The organism is Neisseria sp. P0004.S004 (genome assembly GCF_051963335.1).
In the GTDB taxonomy this organism is placed as follows: Bacteria; Pseudomonadota; Gammaproteobacteria; order Burkholderiales; family Neisseriaceae; genus Neisseria.
Genome location: NZ_JBQCUK010000008.1, coordinates 14,226 through 39,027 on the forward strand (window position 1 = coordinate 14,226; position 24,802 = coordinate 39,027).

The following is a 24,802-nucleotide window of genomic DNA, read 5'->3' on the forward strand; positions in this document are numbered from 1 at the left end:
CCATGCGCCGCTTTCTCCTGATTGCCGCCGTACTCGCCGTAGTTTTGTTGTACGGTTTGACTGTTGCAACGGGCAGCAGCAACGTATTGTCCGATTATTTCTGGTGGATTGTCGCCTTGTGCGGCTTGCTGTTGCTGGTGTTGGCCGCGGTGTTGGTGCGCTATGTCGTGCTTTTGATGCGCGACAACAGCAAAAGCGTGTTCGGCTCGCAGATTGCGCGTCGGCTGTCGGGGATGTTTACCTTGGTTGCCGTATTGCCGGGCGTGTTTTTGTTCGGTATTTCCGCCCAGTTTATTAACGGCACGATTAATTCTTGGTTTGGCAACGATACCCATGAGGCATTGGAGCGCAGCTTAAACTTGAGCAAATCCGCGCTGAACTTGGCGGTGGACAACGCGGTCAGCAACGCCACGCCGGTGCAAATCGACTTAATCAGCGCCGCTTCGCTGGACGGCGACTTGGGGCAGACGCTGATCCAATCCGCGCCTACTTCCGAATTTGCCCAGCTGGCGCTTTATAACGCGACCACCCATAAAGCCGAGAAAAGCATCAATCCCCTGAAACTGAATCAACCGACGCTCAACAAAGAAGGATGGGAGCAGCTGGAGCAGACCGGCTCGGTACGCAGCTTGGAAAATATCGGCGGTGTACTGTATGCTCAAGGCTGGATGCTGATCGGTACGCATAAAAATCAGGATTATGCGTTGTTTTTCCGTCAGCCGATTCCGAAAGATGTTGCCCAAGATGCGACGCTGATTGAAGCGGCCCGCGCCAAATACGCCGAGCTGAGTTATACCAAAAAAGGCCTGCAAACCTTTTTCCTGTCCACGCTGTTGGTCGCGACATTGTTGGCCATCTTTTTGGCGTTGGTGATGGCTTTGTATTTTGCCCGCCGTTTTGTGGCGCCGGTGTTGTCGTTGGCAGAGGGCGCGCGGGCGGTGGCTCAGGGCGACTTCAGTCAGACCCGGCCGGTGTTCCGTAATGACGAGTTCGGCCGTTTGACCCAGTTGTTCAACCACATGACCGAGCAATTGGCGATTGCCAAAGAGGCGGACGAGCGCAACCGTTTGCGCGAAGAAGCCGCCCGCCATTATTTGGAATGCGTGTTGGAAAGTTTGACCACAGGCGTGATTACTTTGGATGCCGACGGCCGTCTGAAAACCTTTAACAAAGCCGCCGAACAGATTTTGGGCGTTTCGTTGGTGTCTTTGTGGGGAAGCAACTGGCATCAATGGCACGGCAAGTCGCCGCAGCAAACCCTGTTGGCCGATGTGTTTGTCGCCATCAATGAAACTGCCGACAGCGACAAACCCGTCCAAGTCGAATATGCCGCGCCCGACGATGCCCGAATCTTGTTGGGCAAAGCCACCATCCTGCCGGAAGACAACGATAACGGCGTGGTGATGGTGATTGATGACATTACCGTCTTGATACGCGCGCAAAAAGAGGCCGCATGGGGCGAAGTGGCGAAACGTTTGGCGCACGAAATCCGCAATCCGCTTACGCCCATCCAACTTTCCGCCGAGAGATTGGCATGGAAATTGCATGATAAACTTGACGAGCAAGACGCCCAAATCCTCAGCCGTTCAACCGATACCATCGTCAAACAGGTTGCCGCGCTAAAAGAAATGGTCGAAGCGTTCCGCAATTATGCGCGTGCGCCGTCGCTGAATTTAGAAAAACAAGATTTAAACGGTTTGGTGTCGGAAGTATTGGTATTATATGAGGCCGGCGCGTGCAAATTTAATGCACGGCTCAACACGGATGCCCTGCCGATTGCCGCCGATACGACGGCCATGCGCCAAGTGTTGCATAACCTATTTAAGAATGCCGCAGAAGCGGCGGAGTCGGACGAAGCGCCGCAAGTAAACATCGAAACAGGACGCGAAGGCGGACAGGTTTTCCTGACCGTCTGCAACAACGGCAAAAGTTTCAGCAAAGAAATGCTGCACAATGCTTTTGAGCCGTACGTTACCGACAAACCGACAGGAACGGGGCTGGGTTTGCCCGTTGTGAAAAAAATTATCGAGGAGCATGGCGGCCGCATCAGCCTGAGCAATCAGAACAGCGGCGGCGCGTGCGTCAAAATAGCTTTACCGGAAATGGCAGAAACTTATGCGAAGCAGTGATATTTTGATTGTAGATGATGAAGTAGGAATCCGCGACCTGCTCTCCGAAATCCTTCAAGACGAAGGCTATACCGTTACTTTGGCCGAAAATGCCGAAGAAGCGCGCCAATTGCGTTACCAAACGCGTCCGGCCATGGTATTGCTGGACATTTGGATGCCCGATTGCGACGGCATCACTTTGTTGAAAGAGTGGGCGAAAAACGGCCAACTCAATATGCCCGTGGTCATGATGAGCGGCCATGCCAGCATCGACACCGCGGTTGAAGCCACCAAAATCGGCGCGCTCGATTTTCTGGAAAAACCGATTGCCCTGCAAAAACTCTTGTCCGCAGTAGAACGCGCCTTGAAACATGGCGAAGTTCAGACGGCCTCCGGCATGACTTTGGACAAACTGGGCAACAGCCCCGTCATTCAAGAAATGAACGGCAGTATTGAAGCGGCCGCCAAACACAACCGCCCGCTGTTGTTGGCCGGTGAGGCTGGCTCGCCGTTTGAGATTGTCGCCCGCTATCTGCACAAAAGCGGTACGCCTTGGGTGGCAACCGACCGTGTCGAACACATTGTTGATACGCCGATGGAGCTGTTGCAAAAGGCATCAGGCGGTATTTTGTATGTCGGCGATATTGCCCGTTACAGCAAAAACATCCAAAACGGCATTGCTTTCTTGCTGGAAAAAGCCGACCGCTACAATGTCCGTGTGATTGCTTCATGCGGTTTTAAACGAGGTGAGGGCGCCGATGACGTCGTTGCCGGCCGATTAGCAGAGCTGTTGAAAGAGCGCATCAATGTTCCTTCTTTGCGCAGCCAGCCGGACGACATCGTCTTTTTAATCAACCGCATCATGACCGATTTGGCCGAAAGTCAAAAAATCCAGCCGGTAAAATTCAGCGACAGCGCATTGGTGGTTTTGCGCCAATACGATTGGCCGGGCAATTACGACCAGCTTGCCGAAACGGTGAAAAACATCATGTTGGAATCTGACGGCAAAGAAGTGGACGAGCAGGCCGTTGCCGTGGCTTTGGGTCAGAAGGAAAACGCGACGGCGACAGAAATCATCGGCGGCTTCAATTTCAATATGCCTTTGCGCGAATTGAGGGAAGAAGTCGAGCGCCGTTACTTTGAGTACCACATCGCCCAAGAAGGCCAAAATATGAGCCGCGTGGCGCAAAAGGTCGGTTTGGAGCGTACACACCTTTACCGCAAACTCAAACAACTCGGTATCAGCGTATCGCGCCGCAGCGCCGACAAATCCGAAGAATAAGCGCAATATCGGTTCAAACACAAAAGAGGCCGTCTGAAAGCCATCAGGTTTTTCAGACGGCATCGTCATTTGACGGTTTGCTTAGACAAGCAATACTTTATAAAAATAATGGTATGGCTAGGCATTGTTATTTTGCCTTTTAAGCCGACAGAAGTTTTATATCAATAAAATTTTCAGACGGCCTTGATTTACTTCAGGCCGTCTGAAAAAAACATTACGAAAAGGGAACAGATTGATGACGGAAAACGAGCGTTTTGCTTGGTTGCAACTGGCATTTACGCCCTATATCGGCGCAGAAAGTTTTTTGGTGCTGTTGCAGCAATTCGGTAGCGCACAAGCTGCCTTGAATGCGCCGGCAGACAAAATTGCCGCGTTGGTGCGCCATAAACAGGCAGCCGAGTCGTGGCGTAATGCGGACAAACGGGCTTTGGCGCAGCAGTCTGCTGAAGCCGCTTTACAATGGGAAATGCAGGACGGTTGCCGTTTGTTGCTGCTGCAAGATGATGATTTCCCCGAAATGCTGACACAAGGCATTACCGCGCCGCCGGTCTTGTTTTTACGCGGCAATGCAGAGCTGCTGCACACACCTTCTGCCGCGATGGTCGGCAGCCGCCATGCCACGCCGCAGGCAATGCGAATTGCCAAAGATTTCGGTAGGGCGTTGAGCGAAAAAGGCATTCCCGTCGTATCGGGTATGGCTTCGGGTATCGATACCGCCGCCCATCAGGGGGCATTGCAGGCAGATGGCGGCACCATCGCCGTCTGGGGAACCGGTATAGACCGCATTTATCCGCCGTCCAATAAAAACCTTGCTTATGAAATTGCCGAAAGGGGATTGATTGTCAGCGAGTTCCCTTTAGATACGCGTCCGTTTGCAGGCAACTTTCCGCGCCGCAACCGTTTGATTGCCGCATTATCGCAGCTGACATTGGTGGTCGAGGCGGCATTGGAATCTGGCTCATTGATTACCGCCAAGCTGGCGGCAGAGATGGGGCGCGAAGTGATGGCGGTGCCCGGGTCGATAGACAATCCGCATAGCAAAGGCTGCCACAAGCTGATTAAAGACGGGGCAAAACTGGTGGAATGTCTGGACGATATTCTCCATGAGTGTCCGCAGCTATTGCAAAATACGCCTGTTCCATCATATTCTATAAATAAGACGGTAAAACTGAAAAACGATCAAACCAAACATCTGCAACCAAAAACAATAGCGGATGAACCGCAAAGGCCGTCTGAAAACCTATCTGCCGCCCCATCAACAAGCGCTTTATTGGAAGCAATGGGTTACGACCCGATACATCCCGATATTTTGGCGCAACAAACCAATACGGCGGCGGCAGACGTGTACGCACAGCTTTTGGAATACGAACTTGACGGTATCGTTGCCGCCTTGCCGGGCGGCCGTTATCAGCGTGTCAAAGCATGAATTATCTATATTTAAGGAACCAGCATGACCGAAGTCATTGCCTATTTAATCGAACACTTCCAAGATTTCGACAATTGTCCGCCTCCGGAGGATTTGGGTCGCCTCTTGGAAGATGCGGGTTTTGATGCTACGGAAATCGGCAATACATTAATGATGATGGAAGTCTTGTTCAATACGTCCGAATTCTATGCTGAGCCGTTTAACAGCGACTCCCTGCGCGTATTCTGCCGTGAAGAAGCTGACAACCTGCCGCAGGAAGTCATGGGCTTGATGCAGTATTTGGTTGCCGAACACGCAATTACTTATGAGCAACGCGAAATCGTCATTCATGCCCTGATGCACATTCCATCGGACGAAATCACCCTCGATACCGCCAAAGTGTTGGTATTGCTGGTGTTGTGGATGCACAAGAGCGAGTTACCCGTCCTGATAGGCGACGACTTGATGAGTGCGTTGACCGGACAAAACGTGATGCACTAAACCTTTTTTCAGACGGCCTCAATAATAAAGGCCGTCTGAAACATAAACCCAATACATCCAAAAGAGAACAACAATGGCGAAAAACCTATTAATCGTCGAATCCCCGTCCAAAGCCAAAACCCTGAAAAAATATCTGGGCGGTGATTTTGAAATCTTGGCGTCTTACGGCCACGTCCGCGATTTAGTTCCGAAAAGCGGAGCAGTCGATCCCGACAATGGCTTTGCCATGAAATACCAACTGATCAGCCGCAACAGCAAACACGTCGATGCCATCGTTGCCGGTGCCAAAGAAGCTGAAAACATCTACCTCGCAACCGACCCGGATAGAGAAGGCGAAGCCATTTCTTGGCATCTTTTGGAAATCCTCAAATCCAAACGCGGCCTGAAAAACATCAAGCCTCAGCGTGTCGTGTTCCACGAAATCACCAAAAACGCCGTGCTCGATGCGGTTGCCCATCCGCGCGAAATCGAAATGGATTTGGTCGATGCGCAACAAGCCCGTCGCGCTTTGGACTATTTGGTTGGTTTCAACCTTTCGCCATTGTTGTGGAAAAAAATCCGCCGCGGTTTGAGCGCAGGCCGTGTGCAAAGCCCTGCTTTGCGCCTGATTTGTGAGCGCGAAAACGAAATCCGCGCGTTTGAAGCGCAGGAATATTGGACGGTACATTTCGACAGCCACAAAGGCCGCAGTAAGTTCACCGCCAAACTGGCCCAATACAACGGCGCAAAACTCGAACAATTCGACCTGCCGAATGAAGCCGCGCAAGCCGACGTGTTGAAAGAACTCGAAGGCAAAGAAGCTGTCGTTACCGCCATTGAAAAGAAAAAGCGCAGCCGCAATCCCGCCGCGCCGTTCACCACTTCTACCATGCAGCAGGATGCCGTGCGCAAACTCGGTTTCACTACCGACCGCACCATGCGTACTGCCCAACAGCTTTATGAAGGTATAGACGTAGGGCAGGGTGCCATCGGTCTGATTACCTATATGCGTACCGACAGCGTGAATTTGGCTGATGAAGCGTTAACTGAAATTCGCCATTACATCGAAAACAAAATCGGCAAAGAATATCTGCCGAGTTCGGCCAAGCAGTACAAAACCAAATCCAAAAACGCCCAAGAAGCACACGAAGCGATCCGTCCGACTTCCGTGTACCGCACGCCCGAAAGCGTCAAACCCTTCTTGAGCGCAGATCAGTTCAAACTCTATCAAATGATTTGGCAACGTACCGTCGCCTGTCAGATGACGCCCGCCAAATTCGACCAAACCACCGTCGATATTACCGTCGGCAAAGGCGTATTCCGCGTAACCGGACAAGTGCAGACTTTCGCAGGCTTTTTGAGCGTGTATGAAGAAAGCAGCGATGACGAAGAGAGCGAAGACAGCAAAAAACTGCCCGAAATGAGTGAAGGCGACAAACTGCCTGTGGACAAACTCTACGGCGAGCAACACTTCACCACCCCGCCGCCGCGCTACAACGAAGCCACGCTGGTTAAAGCCCTTGAAGAATACGGTATCGGCCGCCCTTCAACCTACGCCAGTATTATTTCCACGCTCAAAGACCGCGAATATGTTACCCTTGAGCAAAAACGCTTCATGCCCACCGACACAGGCGACATCGTCAACAAATTCTTGACCGAACACTTCGCCCAATACGTCGACTACCACTTTACCGCCAAACTCGAAGACCAGCTTGACGAAATTGCCAACGGCAAACGCCAATGGATTCCCGTGATGGACAAATTCTGGAAGCCGTTTATCAAGCAAGTGGAAGAAAAAGAGGGCATCGAACGCGCCAAATTTACTACGCAGGAACTTGACGAAACCTGCCCGAAATGCGGCGAACACAAACTGCAAATCAAATTCGGCAAAATGGGTCGTTTCGTTGCGTGTGCCGGTTATCCCGAGTGCAGCTACACGCGCAACGTCAATGAAACTGCCGAAGAAGCTGCCGAGCGCATCGCCAAAGCGGAAGCAGAGCAAGCCGAACTCGACGGACGCGAATGCCCGAAATGCGGCGGTCGCCTAGTGTACAAATACAGCCGCACCGGCAGCAAATTCATCGGCTGCGCCAACTATCCAAAATGCAAATATGTCGAGCCGTTGGAAAAACCCAAAGACACCGGCGTCCAATGCCCGCAATGCAAAAAAGGCAACCTCGTCGAACGCAAATCCCGCTACGGCAAACTGTTTTACAGTTGCAGCACCTATCCGGATTGTAACTACGCCACATGGAACCCACCCATTGCAGAAACCTGTCCAAAATGCGCGTGGCCGGTATTGACCATCAAAACCACCAAACGCTGGGGCGTGGAAAAAGTCTGCCCGCAAAAAGAATGCGGCTGGAAAGAACAGATTGAACCGCCTGCACCGAAAGAGTGAGATTAGGTCGGTTTAAAAGAGAAAAGGTCGTCTGAAAAATTTTCAGACGACCTTTGCTTTTCTGTGATTGGTTTATTTGAATCCGCGTGTCGTTTTAAAGTCCGATAAAATACGGTTCATTTTTGGTTCAAATAAGACAGAGAGCTTTGCAAGCATATAAGTTACTAAATTTTTAGCACATTTTTATACATCAAATTTCGTGAACAGGCTATTTTGCAAAGGTATCAAAATGTATTAGAGAAAAGGATAAAGAAGATAGTATAACCATCCTGTAGGAATTTCTGGTTGTTCATGTATTTCTGTACATTCTGAAGAGTTATAAATTTTGGTTAGCTTAAGTAGTTTCCAAAAATCAGAAGATTCACCATTCGATAAGCCTATTTCCTCTCTAGTTTCTTCTGCCATCATGGCTATATCTCGGGGAGTTAATAGTTGTAAATTGTTAAAACGATCTAATTTTTGTTGGATTTTATTCAGCCCTTTGAATTGTTCTAAATGTCTTGCTGCAATGCCACATTTTAAGTAAGTTTTGGCGTCATCATAATCGCTGCTGCAACCTATTAACGCTGTAAAAGAAAAGGCGAGTAATAAGATTTTAATTTTCATATTGATATCCCTTTATTAGACAAATGGAATAAAATTATAAGAGTTGGAATCTTGCCATTCTAGAAAGTAAAAGTTTAAAATCTATCCCAATAATACAACTATCTATACAGAAACTTTAATTTTATGGAAACTCACGAAAAGATCCGCTTGATACGCGAATTAAATAAATGGTCTCAGGAAGAAATGGCGGAAAAGTTAGCCATGTCTGCCGGTGGATACGCTAAGATTGAGCGAGGTGAGACACAATTGAATATTCCAAGACTAGAGCAGTTGGCGACTATCTTTAAAGTAGATATGTGGGATTTGTTGAAATCGGGTAATAACGGGATGGTTTTACAGATTAATGAAGGAGACAGTGGAGGCGATATCGCTTTATATGCTTCAAGTGATATGGCTATGAAATTGGAGTTGTTGAATCAGGAGTTAAAACATTGCCGGGAAATGCTGGAGCAGAAGGATAAGGAAATTGAGTTGTTGAGACAGCTGGCTGCTTCTGTGCAGAAGTAAAAGCCTAGGCCGTCTGAAAAATGATTTTCAGACGGCCTTGTTGTATCTAAAAGAATATGAAATACGGCTTGATAGCAGTTTCACTATATAATTGAGGCCGTCTGAAAAATCGGCATCTTTTAAGAATTATGGCAAATAACAAACATTCCAAACACAGCAATCAAGTACGTATCATTGGCGGACAATGCAGGGGGCGAAAGTTAACATTTTTATCTGCAGACGGTCTGCGCCCGACGCCTGACAGCGTGCGTGAAAAACTGTTTAACTGGTTGGGTCAGGATTTAACTGGAAAAACAATATTAGATTTATTCAGCGGCAGCGGTGCTTTGGGAATGGAGGCTGCTTCTCGTAATGCGGCAAAAGTGGTAATGGTCGATAACCACCGCCAAACAGTTCAAACGCTTCAGAAAAATATCCGTGAATTAGGTTTGAAACAGGTGGAAATCGAGTGTTCAGACGGCATGATTTATCTGACAAGGCCGTCTGAAAAATTTGATGTCATATTTCTTGATCCGCCATTTGCATGGGAAGATTGGCAAAATCTGTTTATCCGATTGCAAAGCCACTTGAAAAATGGGGCAATGGTCTATATTGAAGCAGGGAAGCTGCCTGAAAAACCGGATTGGCTGGAAGTTTATCGGGAAGGAAAGGCGGGAATGAGTAGGTTTGAATTGTTACTCTATTCGCAAGTTGCTGAATAGTATAGAATTTGAGAATCATTCCCAAGGTGTAAAACATTCTTTCAAACGGATTGTTCCGACGTCATTTGTGCTATAATCCGCGCCCAATCGGTTTTGATAATTTAAGAAAAAAGGAAATAGAAATGTCGCTCTTTATTACAGATGAGTGCATTAACTGCGATGTGTGCGAGCCGGAATGCCCTAATGATGCCATTTCGCAAGGTGAAGAAATTTACGAAATCAATCCAAATTTGTGTACGCAATGTGTAGGCCATTACGATGAGCCTCAGTGCCAACAGGTATGTCCTGTCGACTGTATCTTGATTGATGAAGAGCATCCTGAAACGCACGAAGAGCTGATGGCTAAGTACGAAAAAATCATTCAGTTTAAATAAATAGTGTTTAAAAGCAAAAGCTTGGATATTTTTAAAGAAATAAATGAAAAAAAATCTTGACGGAAATCTGAGTTGCCAATAAACTGACGTTCTCTTTTGGAGGGATTCCCGAGCGGTCAAAGGGGGCAGACTGTAAATCTGTTGCGTGAGCTTCGAAGGTTCGAATCCTTCTCCCTCCACCAAAAATTCTTACTTGGAGCAAAAAAGTGAGTATGCGGGTGTAGCTCAATGGTAGAGCAGAAGCCTTCCAAGCTTACGGTGAGGGTTCGATTCCCTTCACCCGCTCCAAACAATTTCGCCCATGTAGCTCAGGGGTAGAGCACTCCCTTGGTAAGGGAGAGGTCGGCAGTTCAAATCTGCCCATGGGCACCATCTCATTATTACCCTTTATTTTCAAAAAGCTTAGATTATAGGATATTGCCATGGCTAAGGAAAAATTTGAACGTAGCAAACCGCACGTAAACGTTGGCACCATCGGTCACGTTGACCATGGTAAAACCACTCTGACTGCTGCTTTGACTACTATTTTGGCTAAAAAATTCGGTGGCGCTGCAAAAGCTTACGACCAAATCGACAACGCTCCTGAAGAAAAAGCTCGTGGTATTACCATTAATACCTCACACGTAGAATACGAAACTGAAACCCGTCACTACGCACACGTAGACTGCCCGGGCCACGCCGACTACGTTAAAAACATGATTACCGGTGCTGCCCAAATGGACGGCGCGATCTTGGTATGTTCCGCAGCTGATGGTCCTATGCCGCAAACTCGCGAACACATCCTGTTGGCCCGCCAAGTAGGTGTACCTTACATCATCGTATTCATGAACAAATGCGACATGGTTGACGATGCCGAGTTGTTGGAACTGGTTGAAATGGAAATCCGTGACTTGTTGTCAAGCTACGACTTCCCAGGTGATGACTGCCCAATCGTACAAGGTTCTGCACTGAAAGCCTTGGAAGGTGACGCTGGTTACGAAGAAAAAATCTTCGAATTGGCTGCTGCTCTGGACAGCTACATCCCAACACCTGAGCGTGCTGTGGACAAACCTTTCTTGTTGCCTATCGAAGACGTATTCTCTATCTCCGGTCGTGGTACAGTAGTAACCGGTCGTGTAGAGCGCGGTATCATCCACGTTGGTGACGAGATCGAAATCGTAGGTCTGAAAGAAACTCAAAAAACCACTTGTACCGGTGTTGAAATGTTCCGCAAACTGCTGGACGAAGGTCAAGCAGGTGACAACGTAGGCGTATTGCTGCGTGGTACTAAACGTGAAGATGTAGAGCGTGGTCAAGTATTGGCTAAACCAGGTACTATCACTCCTCACACCAAATTCAAAGCAGAAGTATACGTACTGAGCAAAGAAGAGGGTGGTCGTCACACTCCATTCTTCGCTAACTACCGTCCACAATTCTACTTCCGTACTACTGACGTAACTGGTGCAGTTACTTTGGAAGAAGGTGTAGAAATGGTAATGCCAGGTGAGAACGTAACCATTACTGTAGAACTGATTGCGCCTATCGCTATGGAAGAAGGTCTGCGCTTTGCGATTCGCGAAGGTGGTCGTACCGTAGGTGCGGGTGTGGTTTCTTCTGTAATCGCTTAAGTTTACAGGCCAATAGCTCAATTGGTAGAGTATCGGTCTCCAAAACCGAGGGTTGGGGGTTCGAGACCCTCTTGGCCTGCCAAATAAAAAATTAACCGGCCTTGTGCCGGTTAATTTTTTTGTACTTAAGTTTTAAGATTATTTGGAATTAATTAATGGATCAATGCCACTATCTAAAATAAAGGCGGGTGGGGTATTGATAAGTGAGTAAAGATGACAGAACATCCGTCTGGACGCAAAGAAGACCATCAGAAAAAGGAAGTTGTGGTAAGTAATAAGCCAGCTCCTGAAAAGAAAGAAGGTCTGTTTGCATATTTTAAGAGCTCTTGGACTGAGTTTAAGAAGGTAGTTTGGCCGAGTCGTGATGAAGCGGTCAAAATGACTGTATTCGTGATTATCTTCGTTGCAGTTTTAGCAGCCTTCATTTATACGGCAGATACAATTATTTCATGGTTGTTTTTTGATGTTTTATTAAATAGGAAAGGGTAAAGATGTCAAAGCGTTGGTATGTGGTACAGGCCTATTCCGGTTTCGAGAAAAATGTTCAAAAAACATTGAAAGAGCGTATTGCTCGTGAAAACATGGAAGAATATTTCGGCCAGATTCTCGTTCCTGTGGAGGAAGTAGTAGATATCAAGAATGGCCGAAAAACCATCAGTGAGCGTAAATTCTATCCAGGCTATGTATTGGTTGAAATGGAAATGACTGATGATTCATGGCACTTGGTTAAGAGTACCCCTCGAGTAAATGGTTTTGTAGGCGGTAGTGGAAATCGCCCGATCCCAATTTCTCAAAAAGATGCAGATGCTATTTTGCAACAAGCTAAAACAGGTGTTGAGAAGCCAAAACCAAAAGTTGAGTTTGAAGTTGGTCAGCAAGTTCGAGTAAACGAAGGCCCATTTGCTGATTTTAACGGTATTGTTGATGAAGTTAACTACGAACGTAATAGACTGCGTGTTTCAGTTCAGATTTTTGGTCGTGAAACACCGGTTGAATTAGAGTTCGGTCAGGTTGAAAAGATTTAAGTGGTTTAATTCGCTTGAAAATTTTTTTTTAAGCGGATATAATCGCAAATTCTGTTTGGGAAGCGGAATGGTTCCGCGTTATACCCGTTTTTAGGAGTTCTTAAGTGGCAAAGAAAATTATCGGCTACATCAAACTGCAAATTCCTGCAGGTAAAGCCAATCCATCTCCCCCAGTTGGTCCTGCTTTGGGTCAACGTGGTTTGAATATCATGGAATTCTGTAAAGCATTTAATGCTGCAACCCAAGGTATGGAACCTGGTTTGCCAATTCCAGTCGTTATTACTGCATTTGCGGATAAATCATTCACTTTTGTGATGAAAACCCCTCCAGCTTCTATCTTGTTGAAAAAAGCTGCTGGTCTGCAAAAAGGTAGTTCTAATCCTCTGACTAATAAAGTGGGTAAATTGACCCGCGCCCAGTTGGAAGAAATTGCTAAAACTAAAGAGCCTGATTTGACTGCTGCTGACTTGGATGCGGCTGTTCGCACTATTGCCGGCTCTGCTCGCTCAATGGGCTTGGATGTGGAGGGTGTTGTATAATGGCTAAAGTATCTAAACGCTTGAAAGCTCTGCGCTCTTCTGTTGAAGCTAACAAACTGTACGCAATCGACGAAGCAATTGCTTTGGTTAAAAAAGCTGCTACTGCTAAATTTGACGAGTCTGTTGACGTATCTTTCAACTTGGGCGTTGATCCTCGTAAATCTGACCAAGTTATCCGTGGTTCAGTCGTTCTGCCTAAAGGTACCGGTAAAACAACTCGCGTAGCTGTATTTACACAAGGTGCAAATGCAGATGCTGCTAAAGAAGCGGGTGCAGATATCGTCGGTTTTGAAGATCTGGCTGCTGAAATCAAAGCTGGTAACCTGAACTTTGACGTTGTTATTGCTTCTCCTGATGCAATGCGTATCGTTGGTCAATTGGGTACCATCTTGGGTCCTCGTGGTCTGATGCCAAACCCTAAAGTAGGTACTGTTACTCCTAACGTTGCTGAAGCAGTTAAAAATGCAAAAGCAGGTCAAGTACAATACCGTACAGATAAAGCCGGTATCGTTCATGCAACTATCGGTCGTGCTTCTTTCGCTGAAGCTGACTTGAAAGAAAACTTCAATGCGTTGCTGGATGCTATCGTTAAAGCCAAACCTGCTGCTGCTAAAGGTCAGTACCTGAAAAAAGTTGCTGTATCCAGCACCATGGGTTTGGGTGTTCGCGTTGATACTGCAAGCGTGAATAACTAAGAAATTTTCAGGTGATCCGGCTTTCTGGGTTGCCTGAATTTGGGCTACTTAAAATTAAGTAGATGTCCAAGACCGTAGGGATCGTAAGATTTAATCGTAACTGCCCTACGCAGACGGTAGTCCTGAAACACATTGCAAGATTGCTTGTAAGATGTCTTTTTAGGTTACCGCGCTGGTGGGATATCATTTCGGTATCCTGTTTATAAACAGTGGGAGGTAGACCTTGAGTCTCAATATTGAAACCAAGAAAGTGGCCGTAGAGGAAATTAGCGCAGCAATTGCTAACGCTCAAACTCTCGTAGTCGCTGAATATCGCGGTATCAGTGTTTCCAGCATGACTGAGCTTCGTGCGAATGCACGTAAAGAAGGCGTTTACTTGCGCGTTCTGAAAAATACTCTGGCTCGTCGCGCAGTAGAGGGTACTTCATTCGCAGGTTTGGCCGATCAAATGGTTGGTCCATTGGTTTACGCTGCTTCTGAAGATGCTGTTGCTGCTGCTAAAGTGCTGCACCAATTCGCGAAAAAAGATGACAAAATCATCGTTAAAGCCGGTTCTTACAATGGCGAAGTGATGAATCCTGCTCAGGTTGCTGAGTTGGCTTCTATTCCAAGCCGCGAAGAGCTGTTGTCCAAACTGTTGTTCGTTATGCAAGCTCCTGTATCAGGCTTTGCACGTGGTTTGGCTGCTTTGGCAGAGAAAAAAGCCGGTGAAGAAGCCGCTTAATCGATTTTGTTTCATTTAATCAATTATTTTTTAATACAATACTTGGAGTAAAATAGCATGGCTATTACTAAAGAAGACATTTTGGAAGCCGTTGGTTCTTTGACCGTAATGGAATTGAACGACCTGGTTAAAGCTTTTGAAGAGAAATTTGGCGTTTCTGCTGCTGCTGTTGCAGTTGCAGGTCCTGCAGGTGCTGGTGCAGCTGCTGCTGAAGAAAAAACTGAATTTGACGTAGTATTGGCTTCTGCTGGTGATCAAAAAGTTGGCGTGATTAAAGTTGTCCGCGCTATCACTGGCTTGGGTCTGAAAGAAGCTAAAGACATCGTTGACGGTGCACCTAAAACTCTGAAAGAAGGTGTTTCTAAAGCTGAAGCTGAAGACATCCAAAAACAACTGGAGGAAGCCGGCGCTAAAGTCGAAATCAAATAATTTGATGCTTCCTGTAAAGGCTGGCAGTTTTCTGCCAGCCTTATTTTGCTTCTTAAAATAAGCATTAGGCATTGTTTACATTCATTTGCATAGTTTTTATAAAATCATTGCAAATAAATGTAAATATTAAGTTGATGCATGTCGTTGTTTCAGACGGCCTATTATTTAAAATTGCTTTTCGGAGTGTATATGAGCTATTCGTTTACCGAGAAAAAACGTATCCGTAAGAGTTTTGCAAAGCGAGAGAATGTCTTGGATGTTCCTTTCCTGCTGGCAACCCAAATTGATTCTTATGCGAAATTTTTGCAGCTGGAAAACGCTTTTGACCAACGTACTGATGATGGTCTGCAAGCAGCATTCAATTCTATTTTCCCGATTGTGAGCCATAATGGTTATGCGCGATTGGAGTTTGTGCATTACACATTGGGCGAACCTTTGTTCGATATTCCTGAATGTCAATTGCGCGGTATTACTTATGCGGCTCCATTGCGTGCACGTATCCGTTTGGTGATTTTGGATAAAGAAGCGTCTAAACCGACTGTAAAAGAAGTTCGCGAAAACGAAGTATATATGGGCGAAATCCCATTGATGACGCCAAGTGGCTCTTTTGTCATCAATGGTACAGAGCGTGTAATTGTTTCCCAGTTGCACCGTTCTCCAGGTGTGTTCTTTGAGCATGACCGTGGTAAAACTCATTCCTCCGGTAAGCTGTTGTTCTCTGCTCGTATTATTCCTTACCGTGGTTCATGGTTGGATTTCGAATTTGATCCAAAAGATTTGTTGTATTTCCGTATCGACCGTCGCCGTAAAATGCCGGTTACGATTTTGTTGAAAGCCTTGGGCTACAACAATGAACAAATCTTGGATATTTTCTATGACAAAGAAACTTTCTATTTGTCTCCAAACGGTGTTCAAACAGATCTGGTTGTAAGCCGTCTGAAAGGCGAAACTGCCAAAGTTGATATCTTGGATAAAGAAGGCAATGTATTGGTTGCCAAAGGTAAACGTATTACTGCGAAAAATATCCGTGATATTACCAATGCGGGCTTGACTCGACTGGATGTGGAACCAGAAAGCCTGTTGGGTAAAGCATTGGCTACTGATCTGATTGATCCGGAAACCGGCGAAGTATTGGCTTCTGCTAATGATGAAATCACAGAAGAGCTGTTGGCCAAACTTGATATTAACGGCGTAAAAGAAATTACTACCCTGTATATTAATGAATTGGATCAGGGCGGTTATATTTCCAGCACTCTGCGTACAGATGAAACAGCCGACCAACAAGCTGCGCGTGTAGCAATTTACCGCATGATGCGTCCTGGCGAACCACCTACCGAAGAAGCTGTCGAGCAGCTCTTCAACCGTTTGTTCTTCAGTGAAGACAGCTATGACTTGTCTCGTGTAGGCCGTATGAAATTCAATACGCGCACATATGAGCAAAAATTGTCCGAAGCACAACAAAACTCTTGGTATGGCCGTCTGTTAAATGAGACTTTGGCTGGCGCAGCTGAAAAAGGCGGTTACGTTCTGAGCGTAGAAGACATTGTAGTTTCCATTGCTACATTGGTTGAATTGCGTAATGGTCATGGCGAAGTAGATGATATTGACCACTTGGGCAACCGTCGCGTTCGTTCCGTAGGCGAGTTGACAGAAAACCAATTCCGTAGTGGTTTGGCTCGTGTAGAACGTGCCGTTAAAGAACGTTTGAATCAAGCAGAATCTGAGAACTTGATGCCGCATGACTTGATTAATGCGAAACCTGTTTCTGCTGCGATTAAAGAATTCTTCGGTTCTAGCCAATTGAGCCAGTTTATGGATCAGACCAACCCATTGTCTGAAGTAACCCATAAACGCCGTGTATCTGCATTGGGCCCGGGTGGTTTGACCCGTGAACGTGCAGGCTTTGAGGTGCGAGACGTACATCCGACCCACTATGGCCGTGTATGTCCTATTGAAACACCTGAAGGTCCGAACATTGGTTTGATCAACTCATTGTCCGTTTATGCGCGCACCAATGATTATGGTTTCTTGGAAACACCTTACCGTCGCGTTGTTAATGGTAAGGTAACTGAAGAAATCGATTACTTGTCTGCCATCGAAGAAGGCCGCTATGTGATTGCACAGGCGAATGCAGATTTGGACAAAGACGGTAATTTGATTGGCGATTTAGTTACTTGTCGTGAAAAAGGCGAAACCATTATGGCAACGCCTGACCGTGTCCAATATATGGACGTGGCAACTGGTCAAGTGGTATCTGTAGCGGCATCTCTGATTCCATTCTTGGAGCATGATGACGCGAACCGTGCATTGATGGGTGCCAACATGCAACGTCAGGCAGTACCGTGCCTGCGTCCTGAAAAACCGATGGTTGGTACCGGTATTGAGCGTTCCGTTGCCGTTGACTCTGCTACTGCAATCGTTGCCCGCCGCGGCGGTGTGGTTGAGTATGTAGATGCTAACCGTGTGGTGATTCGTGTCCATGACGATGAGGCGACTGCCGGTGAAGTGGGTGTCGATATTTACAACTTGGTTAAATTTACCCGTTCCAACCAATCTACCAACATCAACCAACGTCCGGCTGTCAAGGCAGGCGATGTTTTGCAACGCGGTGATTTGATTGCCGACGGTGCATCCACCGATTTGGGCGAATTGGCTTTGGGTCAAAATATGACCATCGCCTTTATGCCGTGGAACGGTTACAACTACGAAGACTCGATTCTGATTTCCGAAAAAGTGGCTGCGGATGACCGCTATACTTCGATTCACATTGAGGAATTGAACGTTGTTGCCCGTGATACCAAGCTGGGTGCGGAAGACATTACCCGTGATATTCCGAACTTGTCCGAACGTATGCAAAACCGTTTGGATGAATCCGGTATTGTTTACATCGGTGCGGAAGTAGAAGCCGGTGACGTCTTGGTAGGTAAAGTAACGCCTAAAGGCGAAACTCAACTGACTCCTGAAGAAAAACTGTTGCGTGCCATCTTCGGTGAAAAAGCGTCTGATGTAAAAGATACTTCATTGCGTATGCCTACCGGCATGAGCGGTACCGTTATCGACGTTCAAGTCTTTACCCGTGAAGGTATCCAACGCGACAAACGTGCCCAATCCATTATTGATTCTGAGCTGAAACGTTACCGTCAAGACTTGAGCGACCAGTTGCGTATTTTTGATAACGATGCATTTGACCGTATTGAGCGCATGATTGTCGGCCAAAAAGCCAACGGTGGCCCGATGAAGCTGGCTAAAGGCAGCGAGATTACTACTGAATATCTGGCAAGCCTGTCCAGCAAACATGATTGGTTCGATATCCGCCTGGCTGACGAAGATTTGGCCAAACAGTTGGAACTGATTAAATTGAGCCTGCAACAAAAACGCGAAGAAGCGGACGAGTTGTATGAGATTAAGAAGAAAAAACTGACTCAAGGCGACGAGCTGCAACCGGGCGTACAAAAAATGGTGAAAGTATTTATCGCCATCAAACGCCGTCTGCAAGCCGGTGACAAAATGGCGGGTCGCCACGGTAACAAAGGTGTGGTATCACGCATTCTGCCGGTGGAAGACATGCCTTACATGGCTGACGGACGTCCGGTGGATATCGTACTGAACCCGTTGGGCGTACCTTCCCGTATGAACATCGGTCAGATTTTAGAAGTTCACTTGGGTTGGGCGGCAAAAGGTATCGGCGAGCGCATCGACCGTATGCTGAAAGAGCAACGCAACGCCAGCGAGCTGCGTGAATTCTTGAATAAACTCTACAACAGCAGCGGTAAGAAAGAAGATTTAGACAGCCTGACAGATGAAGAAATCATTGAATTGGCTTCTAACTTGCGTAAAGGCGCATCTTTCGCGTCCCCAGTGTTTGACGGTGCGAAAGAGTCTGAAATCCGCGAAATGTTGAACTTGGCTTATCCAAGCGATGATCCTGAAGTCGAAAAATTGGGCTTTAACGACAGCAAAACCCAAATCACGCTGTATGACGGACGCTCTGGCGAACCGTTTGACCGCAAGGTAACAGTCGGTGTGATGCACTATCTGAAACTGCACCACTTGGTTGATGAAAAAATGCACGCCCGCTCAACCGGTCCGTACAGTCTGGTTACCCAACAACCTCTGGGCGGTAAAGCCCAGTTCGGTGGCCAACGTTTCGGTGAGATGGAGGTTTGGGCGCTGGAAGCATACGGTGCAGCATACACGTTGCAAGAGATGCTGACAGTGAAGTCCGACGACGTGAACGGTCGTACCAAAATGTACGAAAACATCGTCAAAGGCGAACACAAAATCGATGCCGGTATGCCTGAATCCTTCAACGTATTGGTTAAAGAGATTCGCTCACTGGGCTTGGATATCGATTTGGAACGCTACTAAACAGAAGTTTTCAGACGGCCTTTTAAGGTCGTCTGAAAAAGCGGTTTCAGAATAAGAATAAAGCAATCGGCATTTAGGCCGTCTGAAATCAAAAGTACCGTTTCCAATATCGAAAATCCGCCACGCGGTAAAAATACTTCCTTCAAGGAGCAAAAATGAATTTGTTGAACTTATTTAATCCGTTGCAAACCGCCGGCATGGAAGAAGAGTTTGATGCCATCAAAATCGGTATTGCCTCTCCCGAAACCATCCGCTCATGGTCTTATGGCGAAGTTAAAAAACCTGAAACCATTAACTACCGTACGTTCAAACCTGAGCGCGACGGTTTGTTCTGCGCCAAAATCTTTGGTCCGGTCAAAGACTATGAATGTTTGTGCGGTAAGTACAAACGCTTGAAATTTAAAGGCGTAACCTGTGAAAAATGTGGTGTAGAAGTTACCCTGTCTAAAGTGCGCCGCGAACGCATGGGCCATATCGAATTGGCTGCGCCTGTTGCCCACATCTGGTTCTTGAAATCCCTGCCTTCCCGCCTGGGTATGGTATTGGACATGACGTTGCGTGATATCGAACGTGTATTGTACTTTGAAGCATTTGTGGTAACCGATCCCGGCATGACTCCGTTGCAACGCCGTCAATTGCTGACTGAAGACGATTACTACAACAAGCTGGACGAATACGGCGACGACTTTGATGCCAAAATGGGTGCGGAAGGTATCCGCGAATTGCTGCGTACCTTGGATATTGCCGGCGAGATCGAGATCCTGCGTCAAGAGCTGGAATCTACCGGTTCTGACACCAAAATCAAAAAAATTGCCAAACGCTTGAAAGTGTTGGAAGCCTTCCATCGTTCCGGTATGAAACTGGAGTGGATGATTATGGATGTGCTGCCGGTATTGCCACCTGATTTGCGTCCTTTGGTTCCATTGGATGGCGGTCGTTTTGCCACTTCCGATTTGAACGATTTGTACCGTCGCGTTATCAACCGTAACAACCGTCTGAAACGTCTGTTGGAACTGCATGCGCCTGACATCATCGTCCGCAACGAAAAACGTATGTTGCAAGAAGCGGTTGACTCTCTGTTGGATAACGGCCGTCGCGGTAAAGCCATGACCGGTGCCAACAAACGTCCGCTGAAATCATTGGCAGACATGATTAAAGGTAAAGGCGGTCGTTTCCGTCAAAACCTGCTGGGTAAACGTGTGGACTACTCCGGTCGTTCCGTGATTACCGTAGGCCCATACCTGCGTCTGCACCAATGCGGTCTGCCGAAGAAAATGGCTTTGGAATTGTTCAAACCGTTCATTTTCCATAAATTGGAAAAACAAGGTTTGGCCTCTACCGTTAAAGCTGCGAAAAAATTGGTAGAGCAAGAAGTACCTGAAGTATGGGACATCTTGGAAGAAGTTATCCGCGAACATCCGATTATGCTGAACCGTGCGCCAACTCTGCACCGTTTGGGTATTCAAGCGTTCGAACCTATCCTGATCGAGGGTAAAGCGATTCAGTTGCACCCATTGGTATGTGCCGCATTTAACGCCGACTTTGACGGTGACCAAATGGCCGTGCACGTTCCATTGAGCTTGGAAGCACAAATGGAAGCGCGCACTTTGATGCTGGCTTCAAACAACGTATTGTCTCCAGCTAACGGCGAACCGATTATCGTACCTTCCCAAGACATCGTATTGGGTCTGTACTACATGACCCGCGACCGTATCAATGCCAAAGGCGAAGGCAGCCTGTTTGCCGATGTGAAAGAAGTACATCGTGCATACCATACCAAACAGGTTGAGTTGGGTACGAAAATTACCGTACGCCTGCGCGAATGGGTGAAAAACGAAGCAGGTGAGTTTGAACCTGTTGTTAACCGTTACGAAACAACAGTCGGCCGTGCATTGTTGAGCGAAATCTTGCCTAAAGGCCTGCCATTCGAGTACATCAACAAAGCGCTGAAGAAAAAAGAAATTTCTAAACTGATTAACGCATCATTCCGTTTGTGCGGCCTGCGTGAAACAGTTATTTTCGCCGACCACTTGATGTATACCGGTTTCGGTTTTGCGGCTAAAGGCGGTATTTCCATTGCTGTTGACGATATGGAAATTCCGAAAGAGAAAGCAGCCTTGTTGGCTGAAGCCAATGCCGAGGTTAAAGAAATCGAAGACCAATACCGTCAAGGTTTGGTCACCAACGGCGAACGCTACAACAAAGTAGTCGATATTTGGGGTCGTGCCGGCGATAAAATTGCTAAAGCGATGATGGATAACTTGTCTAAACAAAAAGTTATCGACCGTGACGGTAACGAAGTTGATCAAGAATCCTTCAACTCTATTTACATGATGGCCGACTCTGGTGCCCGTGGTTCTGCGGCTCAGATTAAACAGTTGTCCGGTATGCGTGGTTTGATGGCCAAACCTGACGGCTCCATTATTGAAACGCCGATTACCTCCAACTTCCGCGAAGGTTTGACCGTATTGCAATACTTTATTGCGACCCACGGTGCGCGTAAGGGTTTGGCGGATACCGCGTTGAAAACCGCGAACTCCGGTTACCTGACCCGTCGTCTGGTAGACGTAACTCAAGACTTGGTCGTTGTTGAAGATGATTGCGGTACTTCAGACGGCTTTGTCATGAAAGCAGTAGTACAAGGCGGTGACGTAATTGAAGCATTGCGCGATCGTATTTTGGGTCGTGTTACTGCATCAGATGTTGTTGATCCTTCAACAGGAGAAACATTGGTTGAGGCAGGTACACTGCTGACTGAGAAATTAGTCGATATCATTGACCAATCTGGTGTTGACGAGGTTAAAGTCCGTACGCCAATTACTTGTAAGACCCGTCATGGTTTGTGTGCACACTGTTATGGCCGCGACTTGGCGCGCGGTAAACTGGTTAATGCCGGTGAGGCTGTAGGTGTCATTGCTGCACAATCTATTGGTGAGCCAGGTACTCAGCTGACCATGCGTACGTTCCACATCGGTGGTGCGGCATCCCGTGCGGCCGCTGCCAGCCAAGTGGAAGCCAAATCCAACGGTACAGCTCGTTTCAGCAGCCAAATGCGTTACGTTGCCAACAACAAAGGCGAATTGGTTGTCATCGGCCGCTCTTGTGAAGTTGTGATTCACGATGAAATCGGCCGTGAACGTGAACGCCACAAAGTACCTTACGGTGCAATCCTGTTGGTACAAGACGGCGAGGCCATTAAAGCCGGTCAAACTTTGGCAACTTGGGATCCGCATACCCGTCCGATGATTACCGAACATGCAGGTTTGGTGAAATTCGAAAACGTAGAAGAGGGTGTAACCGTTGCGAAACAGACCGATGATGTAACCGGTTTGTCCACTTTGGTGGTCATCGACGGCAAACGTCGCTCCTCCGGTGCTTCTAAATTGTTGCGTCCGACTGTCAAACTGTTGGATGAAAATGGTTTGGAAATCTGTATCCCAGGCACGACTACGCCGGTTTCTATGGCGTTCCCGGTCGGTGCAGTGATTACTGTCCGTGAAGGTCAGGAAGTCGGTAAGGGTGATGTGCTGGCGCGTATTCCTCAAGCGTCTTCTAAAACCCGCGATATTACCGGTGGTTTGCCGCGCGTTGCTGAGTTGTTTGAAGCACGCGTGCCGAAAGATGCCGGCATGTTGGCTGAAATTACCGGTACCGTTTCCTTCGGTAAAGAAACCAAAGGTAAACAGCGTCTGATTATTACCGACGTAGACGGTGTAGCATACGAAACGCTGATTTCTAAAGAGAAACAGATTTTGGTACACGACGGTCAAGTGGTAAACCGCGGTGAAACCATTGTGGACGGTGCCGTAGATCCGCACGACATTCTGCGCCTTCAAGGTATCGAAGCATTGGCTCGCTACATTGTTCAAGAGGTACAAGAGGTTTACCGCCTGCAAGGTGTGAAGATTTCCGATAAACACATCGAAGTCATCATCCGCCAAATGCTGCGCCGTGTGAACATTGTGGATGCTGGTGATACAGAGTTTATTACTGGTGAACAAGTCGAGCGTAGCGATGTGATGCTTGCCAATGAGAAAGCCATCGCTGAAGGCAAAGAGCCGGCACGTTATGAAAATGTGTTGTTGGGTATTACCAAAGCTTCCTTGTCTACCGACAGCTTCATTTCTGCTGCATCGTTCCAAGAAACAACCCGCGTCTTGACCGAGGCCGCTATCATGGGCAAACAAGACGAGCTGCGCGGTTTGAAAGAGAACGTGATTGTTGGTCGATTGATTCCTGCCGGTACAGGTTTGACCTACCACCGCAGCCGTCACCAACAATGGCAGCAAGCCGATCAAGAGGCTTCTGAAATCGAAGCTTCAGACGAATAATCCGGAAGGGTTTTCGTGAAAATAAAACCGCAAGCTAGTCTTGCGGTTTTATTTTAAGAGGGCTTAGGATAGAGTAGAGAGTGAGGCCGTCTGAATCTTTCAGACGGCCATTGCTTCCAAAATTTTAAAGATAAATAGAAAAACACTAAACTTTATCAGTCATTTGCTTGACTAAACCCTTGCAATAAAAATATAATTCCAATCTTGTCGACATGGTGTCGGCAAGTATTTAACTCAACAGGACGAGAAAATATGCCAACTATTAACCAATTGGTACGCAAAGGCCGTCAAAAGCCCGTGTACGTAAACAAAGTGCCTGCACTGGAAGCTTGCCCGCAAAAACGCGGCGTATGCACCCGTGTATACACAACTACCCCTAAAAAACCTAACTCTGCATTGCGTAAAGTATGTAAAGTTCGCCTGACCAACGGTTTTGAAGTCATTTCATACATCGGTGGTGAAGGCCACAACCTGCAAGAGCACAGCGTCGTATTGATCCGCGGCGGTCGTGTAAAAGACTTGCCAGGTGTACGTTACCACACTGTACGCGGTTCTTTGGATACTGCAGGTGTTAAAGACCGTAAACAAGCCCGTTCTAAATACGGTGCTAAGCGTCCTAAATAATTATCGGGACTCAAATAGGCACGTCGGCCGCCTAAGCTGAACAACGGCCGAGTAAGTGAATACTTAATTGGGTATTCATGGGAATAGACCCAACTGAATAGACTAAAGGAAATTAAAATGCCAAGACGTAGAGAAGTCCCTAAGCGCGACGTACTGCCAGATCCAAAATTCGGCAGCGTTGAGCTGACTAAATTCATGAACGTATTGATGATTGACGGTAAAAAATCTGTTGCAGAGCGTATCGTTTACGGTGCGCTGGAGCAAATTGAGAAAAAAACCGGCAAAGTAGCAATCGAAGTATTTAACGAAGCCATTGCAAACGCCAAACCTATCGTGGAAGTGAAAAGCCGCCGTGTAGGTGGTGCAAACTACCAAGTTCCTGTTGAAGTTCGTCCTTCACGTCGTCTGGCCTTGGCAATGCGCTGGGTTCGCGATGCGGCCCGTAAACGTGGTGAGAAATCTATGGACCTGCGTTTGGCAGGTGAATTGATTGATGCGGCTGAAGGTCGTGGTGGTGCGTTGAAAAAACGTGAAGAAGTACACCGCATGGCTGAAGCTAACAAAGCATTCTCTCACTTCCGTTTCTAATATCGAAA

Annotated in this window: 20 protein-coding genes and 4 tRNA genes; 23 read left to right on the forward strand and 1 reads right to left on the reverse strand. The window is 47.2% G+C overall.

Features of this window, described 5'->3' with window-relative positions:
* Nucleotides 1-2 precede the first annotated feature (2 nt).
* From ACTHRY_RS08020 to topA, 5 genes are all read left to right on the forward strand, one after another.
* The gene (locus tag ACTHRY_RS08020; protein ID WP_440374183.1) at nucleotides 3-2,129 is read left to right on the forward strand and encodes an ATP-binding protein; all 2,127 of its coding nucleotides are present in this window, start codon (nucleotides 3-5) and stop codon (nucleotides 2,127-2,129) included.
* Nucleotides 2,116-3,390, forward strand: coding sequence for a sigma-54-dependent transcriptional regulator (locus ACTHRY_RS08025; RefSeq protein ID WP_440374184.1), 1,275 nt, complete (start codon nucleotides 2,116-2,118; stop codon nucleotides 3,388-3,390). The genes ACTHRY_RS08020 and ACTHRY_RS08025 overlap by 14 nt, the downstream gene beginning before the upstream one ends.
* Before the next feature lie 235 nt (nucleotides 3,391-3,625).
* On the forward strand, nucleotides 3,626-4,816 hold the full coding sequence (gene dprA / locus ACTHRY_RS08030) for a DNA-processing protein DprA (RefSeq protein ID WP_004520183.1): 1,191 nt from the start codon (nucleotides 3,626-3,628) through the stop codon (nucleotides 4,814-4,816).
* 24 nt (nucleotides 4,817-4,840) lie between these two features.
* A complete protein-coding gene (locus ACTHRY_RS08035) occupies nucleotides 4,841-5,296 on the forward strand; it encodes a DUF494 family protein (protein WP_004520184.1) in 456 nt (151 codons plus the stop codon).
* Between the two features lie 73 nt (nucleotides 5,297-5,369).
* On the forward strand, nucleotides 5,370-7,676 hold the full coding sequence (gene topA, locus ACTHRY_RS08040) for a type I DNA topoisomerase (RefSeq protein ID WP_440374185.1): 2,307 nt from the start codon (nucleotides 5,370-5,372) through the stop codon (nucleotides 7,674-7,676).
* A 234-nt stretch (nucleotides 7,677-7,910) separates the two neighbouring features.
* Here topA and ACTHRY_RS08045 read toward each other — a convergent pair whose 3' ends face one another.
* Nucleotides 7,911-8,282, reverse strand: coding sequence for a hypothetical protein (locus ACTHRY_RS08045; protein WP_070711750.1), 372 nt, complete (start codon nucleotides 8,280-8,282; stop codon nucleotides 7,911-7,913).
* 123 nt (nucleotides 8,283-8,405) lie between these two features.
* On the opposite strand from ACTHRY_RS08045, the gene ACTHRY_RS08050 reads away from it, so the two are divergent.
* The 18 genes from ACTHRY_RS08050 (at nucleotide 8,406) to rpsG (ending at nucleotide 24,794) form a co-directional block, all read left to right on the forward strand.
* Nucleotides 8,406-8,789 carry a helix-turn-helix domain-containing protein gene (locus ACTHRY_RS08050; protein WP_107867953.1) on the forward strand — a complete coding sequence of 128 codons (384 nt, stop codon included), beginning with the start codon at nucleotides 8,406-8,408 and terminating at the stop codon, nucleotides 8,787-8,789.
* Nucleotides 8,790-8,917: 128 nt separating this feature from the next.
* Nucleotides 8,918-9,490: a 16S rRNA (guanine(966)-N(2))-methyltransferase RsmD gene (rsmD, locus tag ACTHRY_RS08055; RefSeq protein WP_107867952.1), complete on the forward strand. Its 573-nt coding sequence runs from the start codon at nucleotides 8,918-8,920 to the stop codon at nucleotides 9,488-9,490.
* A gap of 122 nt (nucleotides 9,491-9,612) precedes the next feature.
* Nucleotides 9,613-9,864, forward strand: a complete 252-nt coding sequence (locus ACTHRY_RS08060; protein WP_003679513.1) for a YfhL family 4Fe-4S dicluster ferredoxin — start codon at nucleotides 9,613-9,615, stop codon at nucleotides 9,862-9,864.
* Between the two features lie 98 nt (nucleotides 9,865-9,962).
* Nucleotides 9,963-10,046: transfer RNA gene (locus ACTHRY_RS08065), tRNA-Tyr, on the forward strand.
* A gap of 32 nt (nucleotides 10,047-10,078) precedes the next feature.
* A tRNA-Gly gene (locus ACTHRY_RS08070) sits at nucleotides 10,079-10,152 on the forward strand.
* A 9-nt stretch (nucleotides 10,153-10,161) separates the two neighbouring features.
* A tRNA-Thr gene (locus tag ACTHRY_RS08075) sits at nucleotides 10,162-10,236 on the forward strand.
* 50 nt (nucleotides 10,237-10,286) lie between these two features.
* Nucleotides 10,287-11,471, forward strand: coding sequence for an elongation factor Tu (gene tuf / locus ACTHRY_RS08080; RefSeq protein WP_004520187.1), 1,185 nt, complete (start codon nucleotides 10,287-10,289; stop codon nucleotides 11,469-11,471).
* 6 nt (nucleotides 11,472-11,477) lie between these two features.
* Nucleotides 11,478-11,553: transfer RNA gene (locus ACTHRY_RS08085), tRNA-Trp, on the forward strand.
* 131 nt (nucleotides 11,554-11,684) lie between these two features.
* Nucleotides 11,685-11,960 carry a preprotein translocase subunit SecE gene (gene secE / locus ACTHRY_RS08090; protein ID WP_004521090.1) on the forward strand — a complete coding sequence of 92 codons (276 nt, stop codon included), beginning with the start codon at nucleotides 11,685-11,687 and terminating at the stop codon, nucleotides 11,958-11,960.
* A gap of 2 nt (nucleotides 11,961-11,962) precedes the next feature.
* Nucleotides 11,963-12,496: a transcription termination/antitermination protein NusG gene (nusG, locus tag ACTHRY_RS08095; RefSeq protein WP_003680697.1), complete on the forward strand. Its 534-nt coding sequence runs from the start codon at nucleotides 11,963-11,965 to the stop codon at nucleotides 12,494-12,496.
* Nucleotides 12,497-12,600: 104 nt separating this feature from the next.
* Nucleotides 12,601-13,035: a 50S ribosomal protein L11 gene (rplK, locus tag ACTHRY_RS08100; RefSeq protein WP_002220151.1), complete on the forward strand. Its 435-nt coding sequence runs from the start codon at nucleotides 12,601-12,603 to the stop codon at nucleotides 13,033-13,035.
* Nucleotides 13,035-13,730, forward strand: coding sequence for a 50S ribosomal protein L1 (gene rplA / locus ACTHRY_RS08105; protein WP_003677918.1), 696 nt, complete (start codon nucleotides 13,035-13,037; stop codon nucleotides 13,728-13,730). Before rplK ends, rplA begins: the two co-directional genes overlap by 1 nt.
* A 223-nt stretch (nucleotides 13,731-13,953) precedes the next feature.
* A complete protein-coding gene (rplJ, locus tag ACTHRY_RS08110) occupies nucleotides 13,954-14,454 on the forward strand; it encodes a 50S ribosomal protein L10 (RefSeq protein WP_003680699.1) in 501 nt (166 codons plus the stop codon).
* 57 nt (nucleotides 14,455-14,511) lie between these two features.
* On the forward strand, nucleotides 14,512-14,883 hold the full coding sequence (gene rplL, locus ACTHRY_RS08115) for a 50S ribosomal protein L7/L12 (RefSeq protein ID WP_003677916.1): 372 nt from the start codon (nucleotides 14,512-14,514) through the stop codon (nucleotides 14,881-14,883).
* Nucleotides 14,884-15,072: 189 nt separating this feature from the next.
* Nucleotides 15,073-19,251, forward strand: a complete 4,179-nt coding sequence (gene rpoB / locus ACTHRY_RS08120; RefSeq protein WP_049323747.1) for a DNA-directed RNA polymerase subunit beta — start codon at nucleotides 15,073-15,075, stop codon at nucleotides 19,249-19,251.
* Nucleotides 19,252-19,406: 155 nt separating this feature from the next.
* Nucleotides 19,407-23,582 carry a DNA-directed RNA polymerase subunit beta' gene (gene rpoC / locus ACTHRY_RS08125; protein ID WP_049323746.1) on the forward strand — a complete coding sequence of 1,392 codons (4,176 nt, stop codon included), beginning with the start codon at nucleotides 19,407-19,409 and terminating at the stop codon, nucleotides 23,580-23,582.
* 252 nt (nucleotides 23,583-23,834) lie between these two features.
* On the forward strand, nucleotides 23,835-24,206 hold the full coding sequence (gene rpsL, locus ACTHRY_RS08130) for a 30S ribosomal protein S12 (RefSeq protein ID WP_002218431.1): 372 nt from the start codon (nucleotides 23,835-23,837) through the stop codon (nucleotides 24,204-24,206).
* Nucleotides 24,207-24,323: 117 nt separating this feature from the next.
* Entirely contained in the window at nucleotides 24,324-24,794 is a 471-nt protein-coding gene (gene rpsG, locus ACTHRY_RS08135) for a 30S ribosomal protein S7 (RefSeq protein ID WP_002240962.1), read from the forward strand.
* Nucleotides 24,795-24,802: the final 8 nt, after the last annotated feature.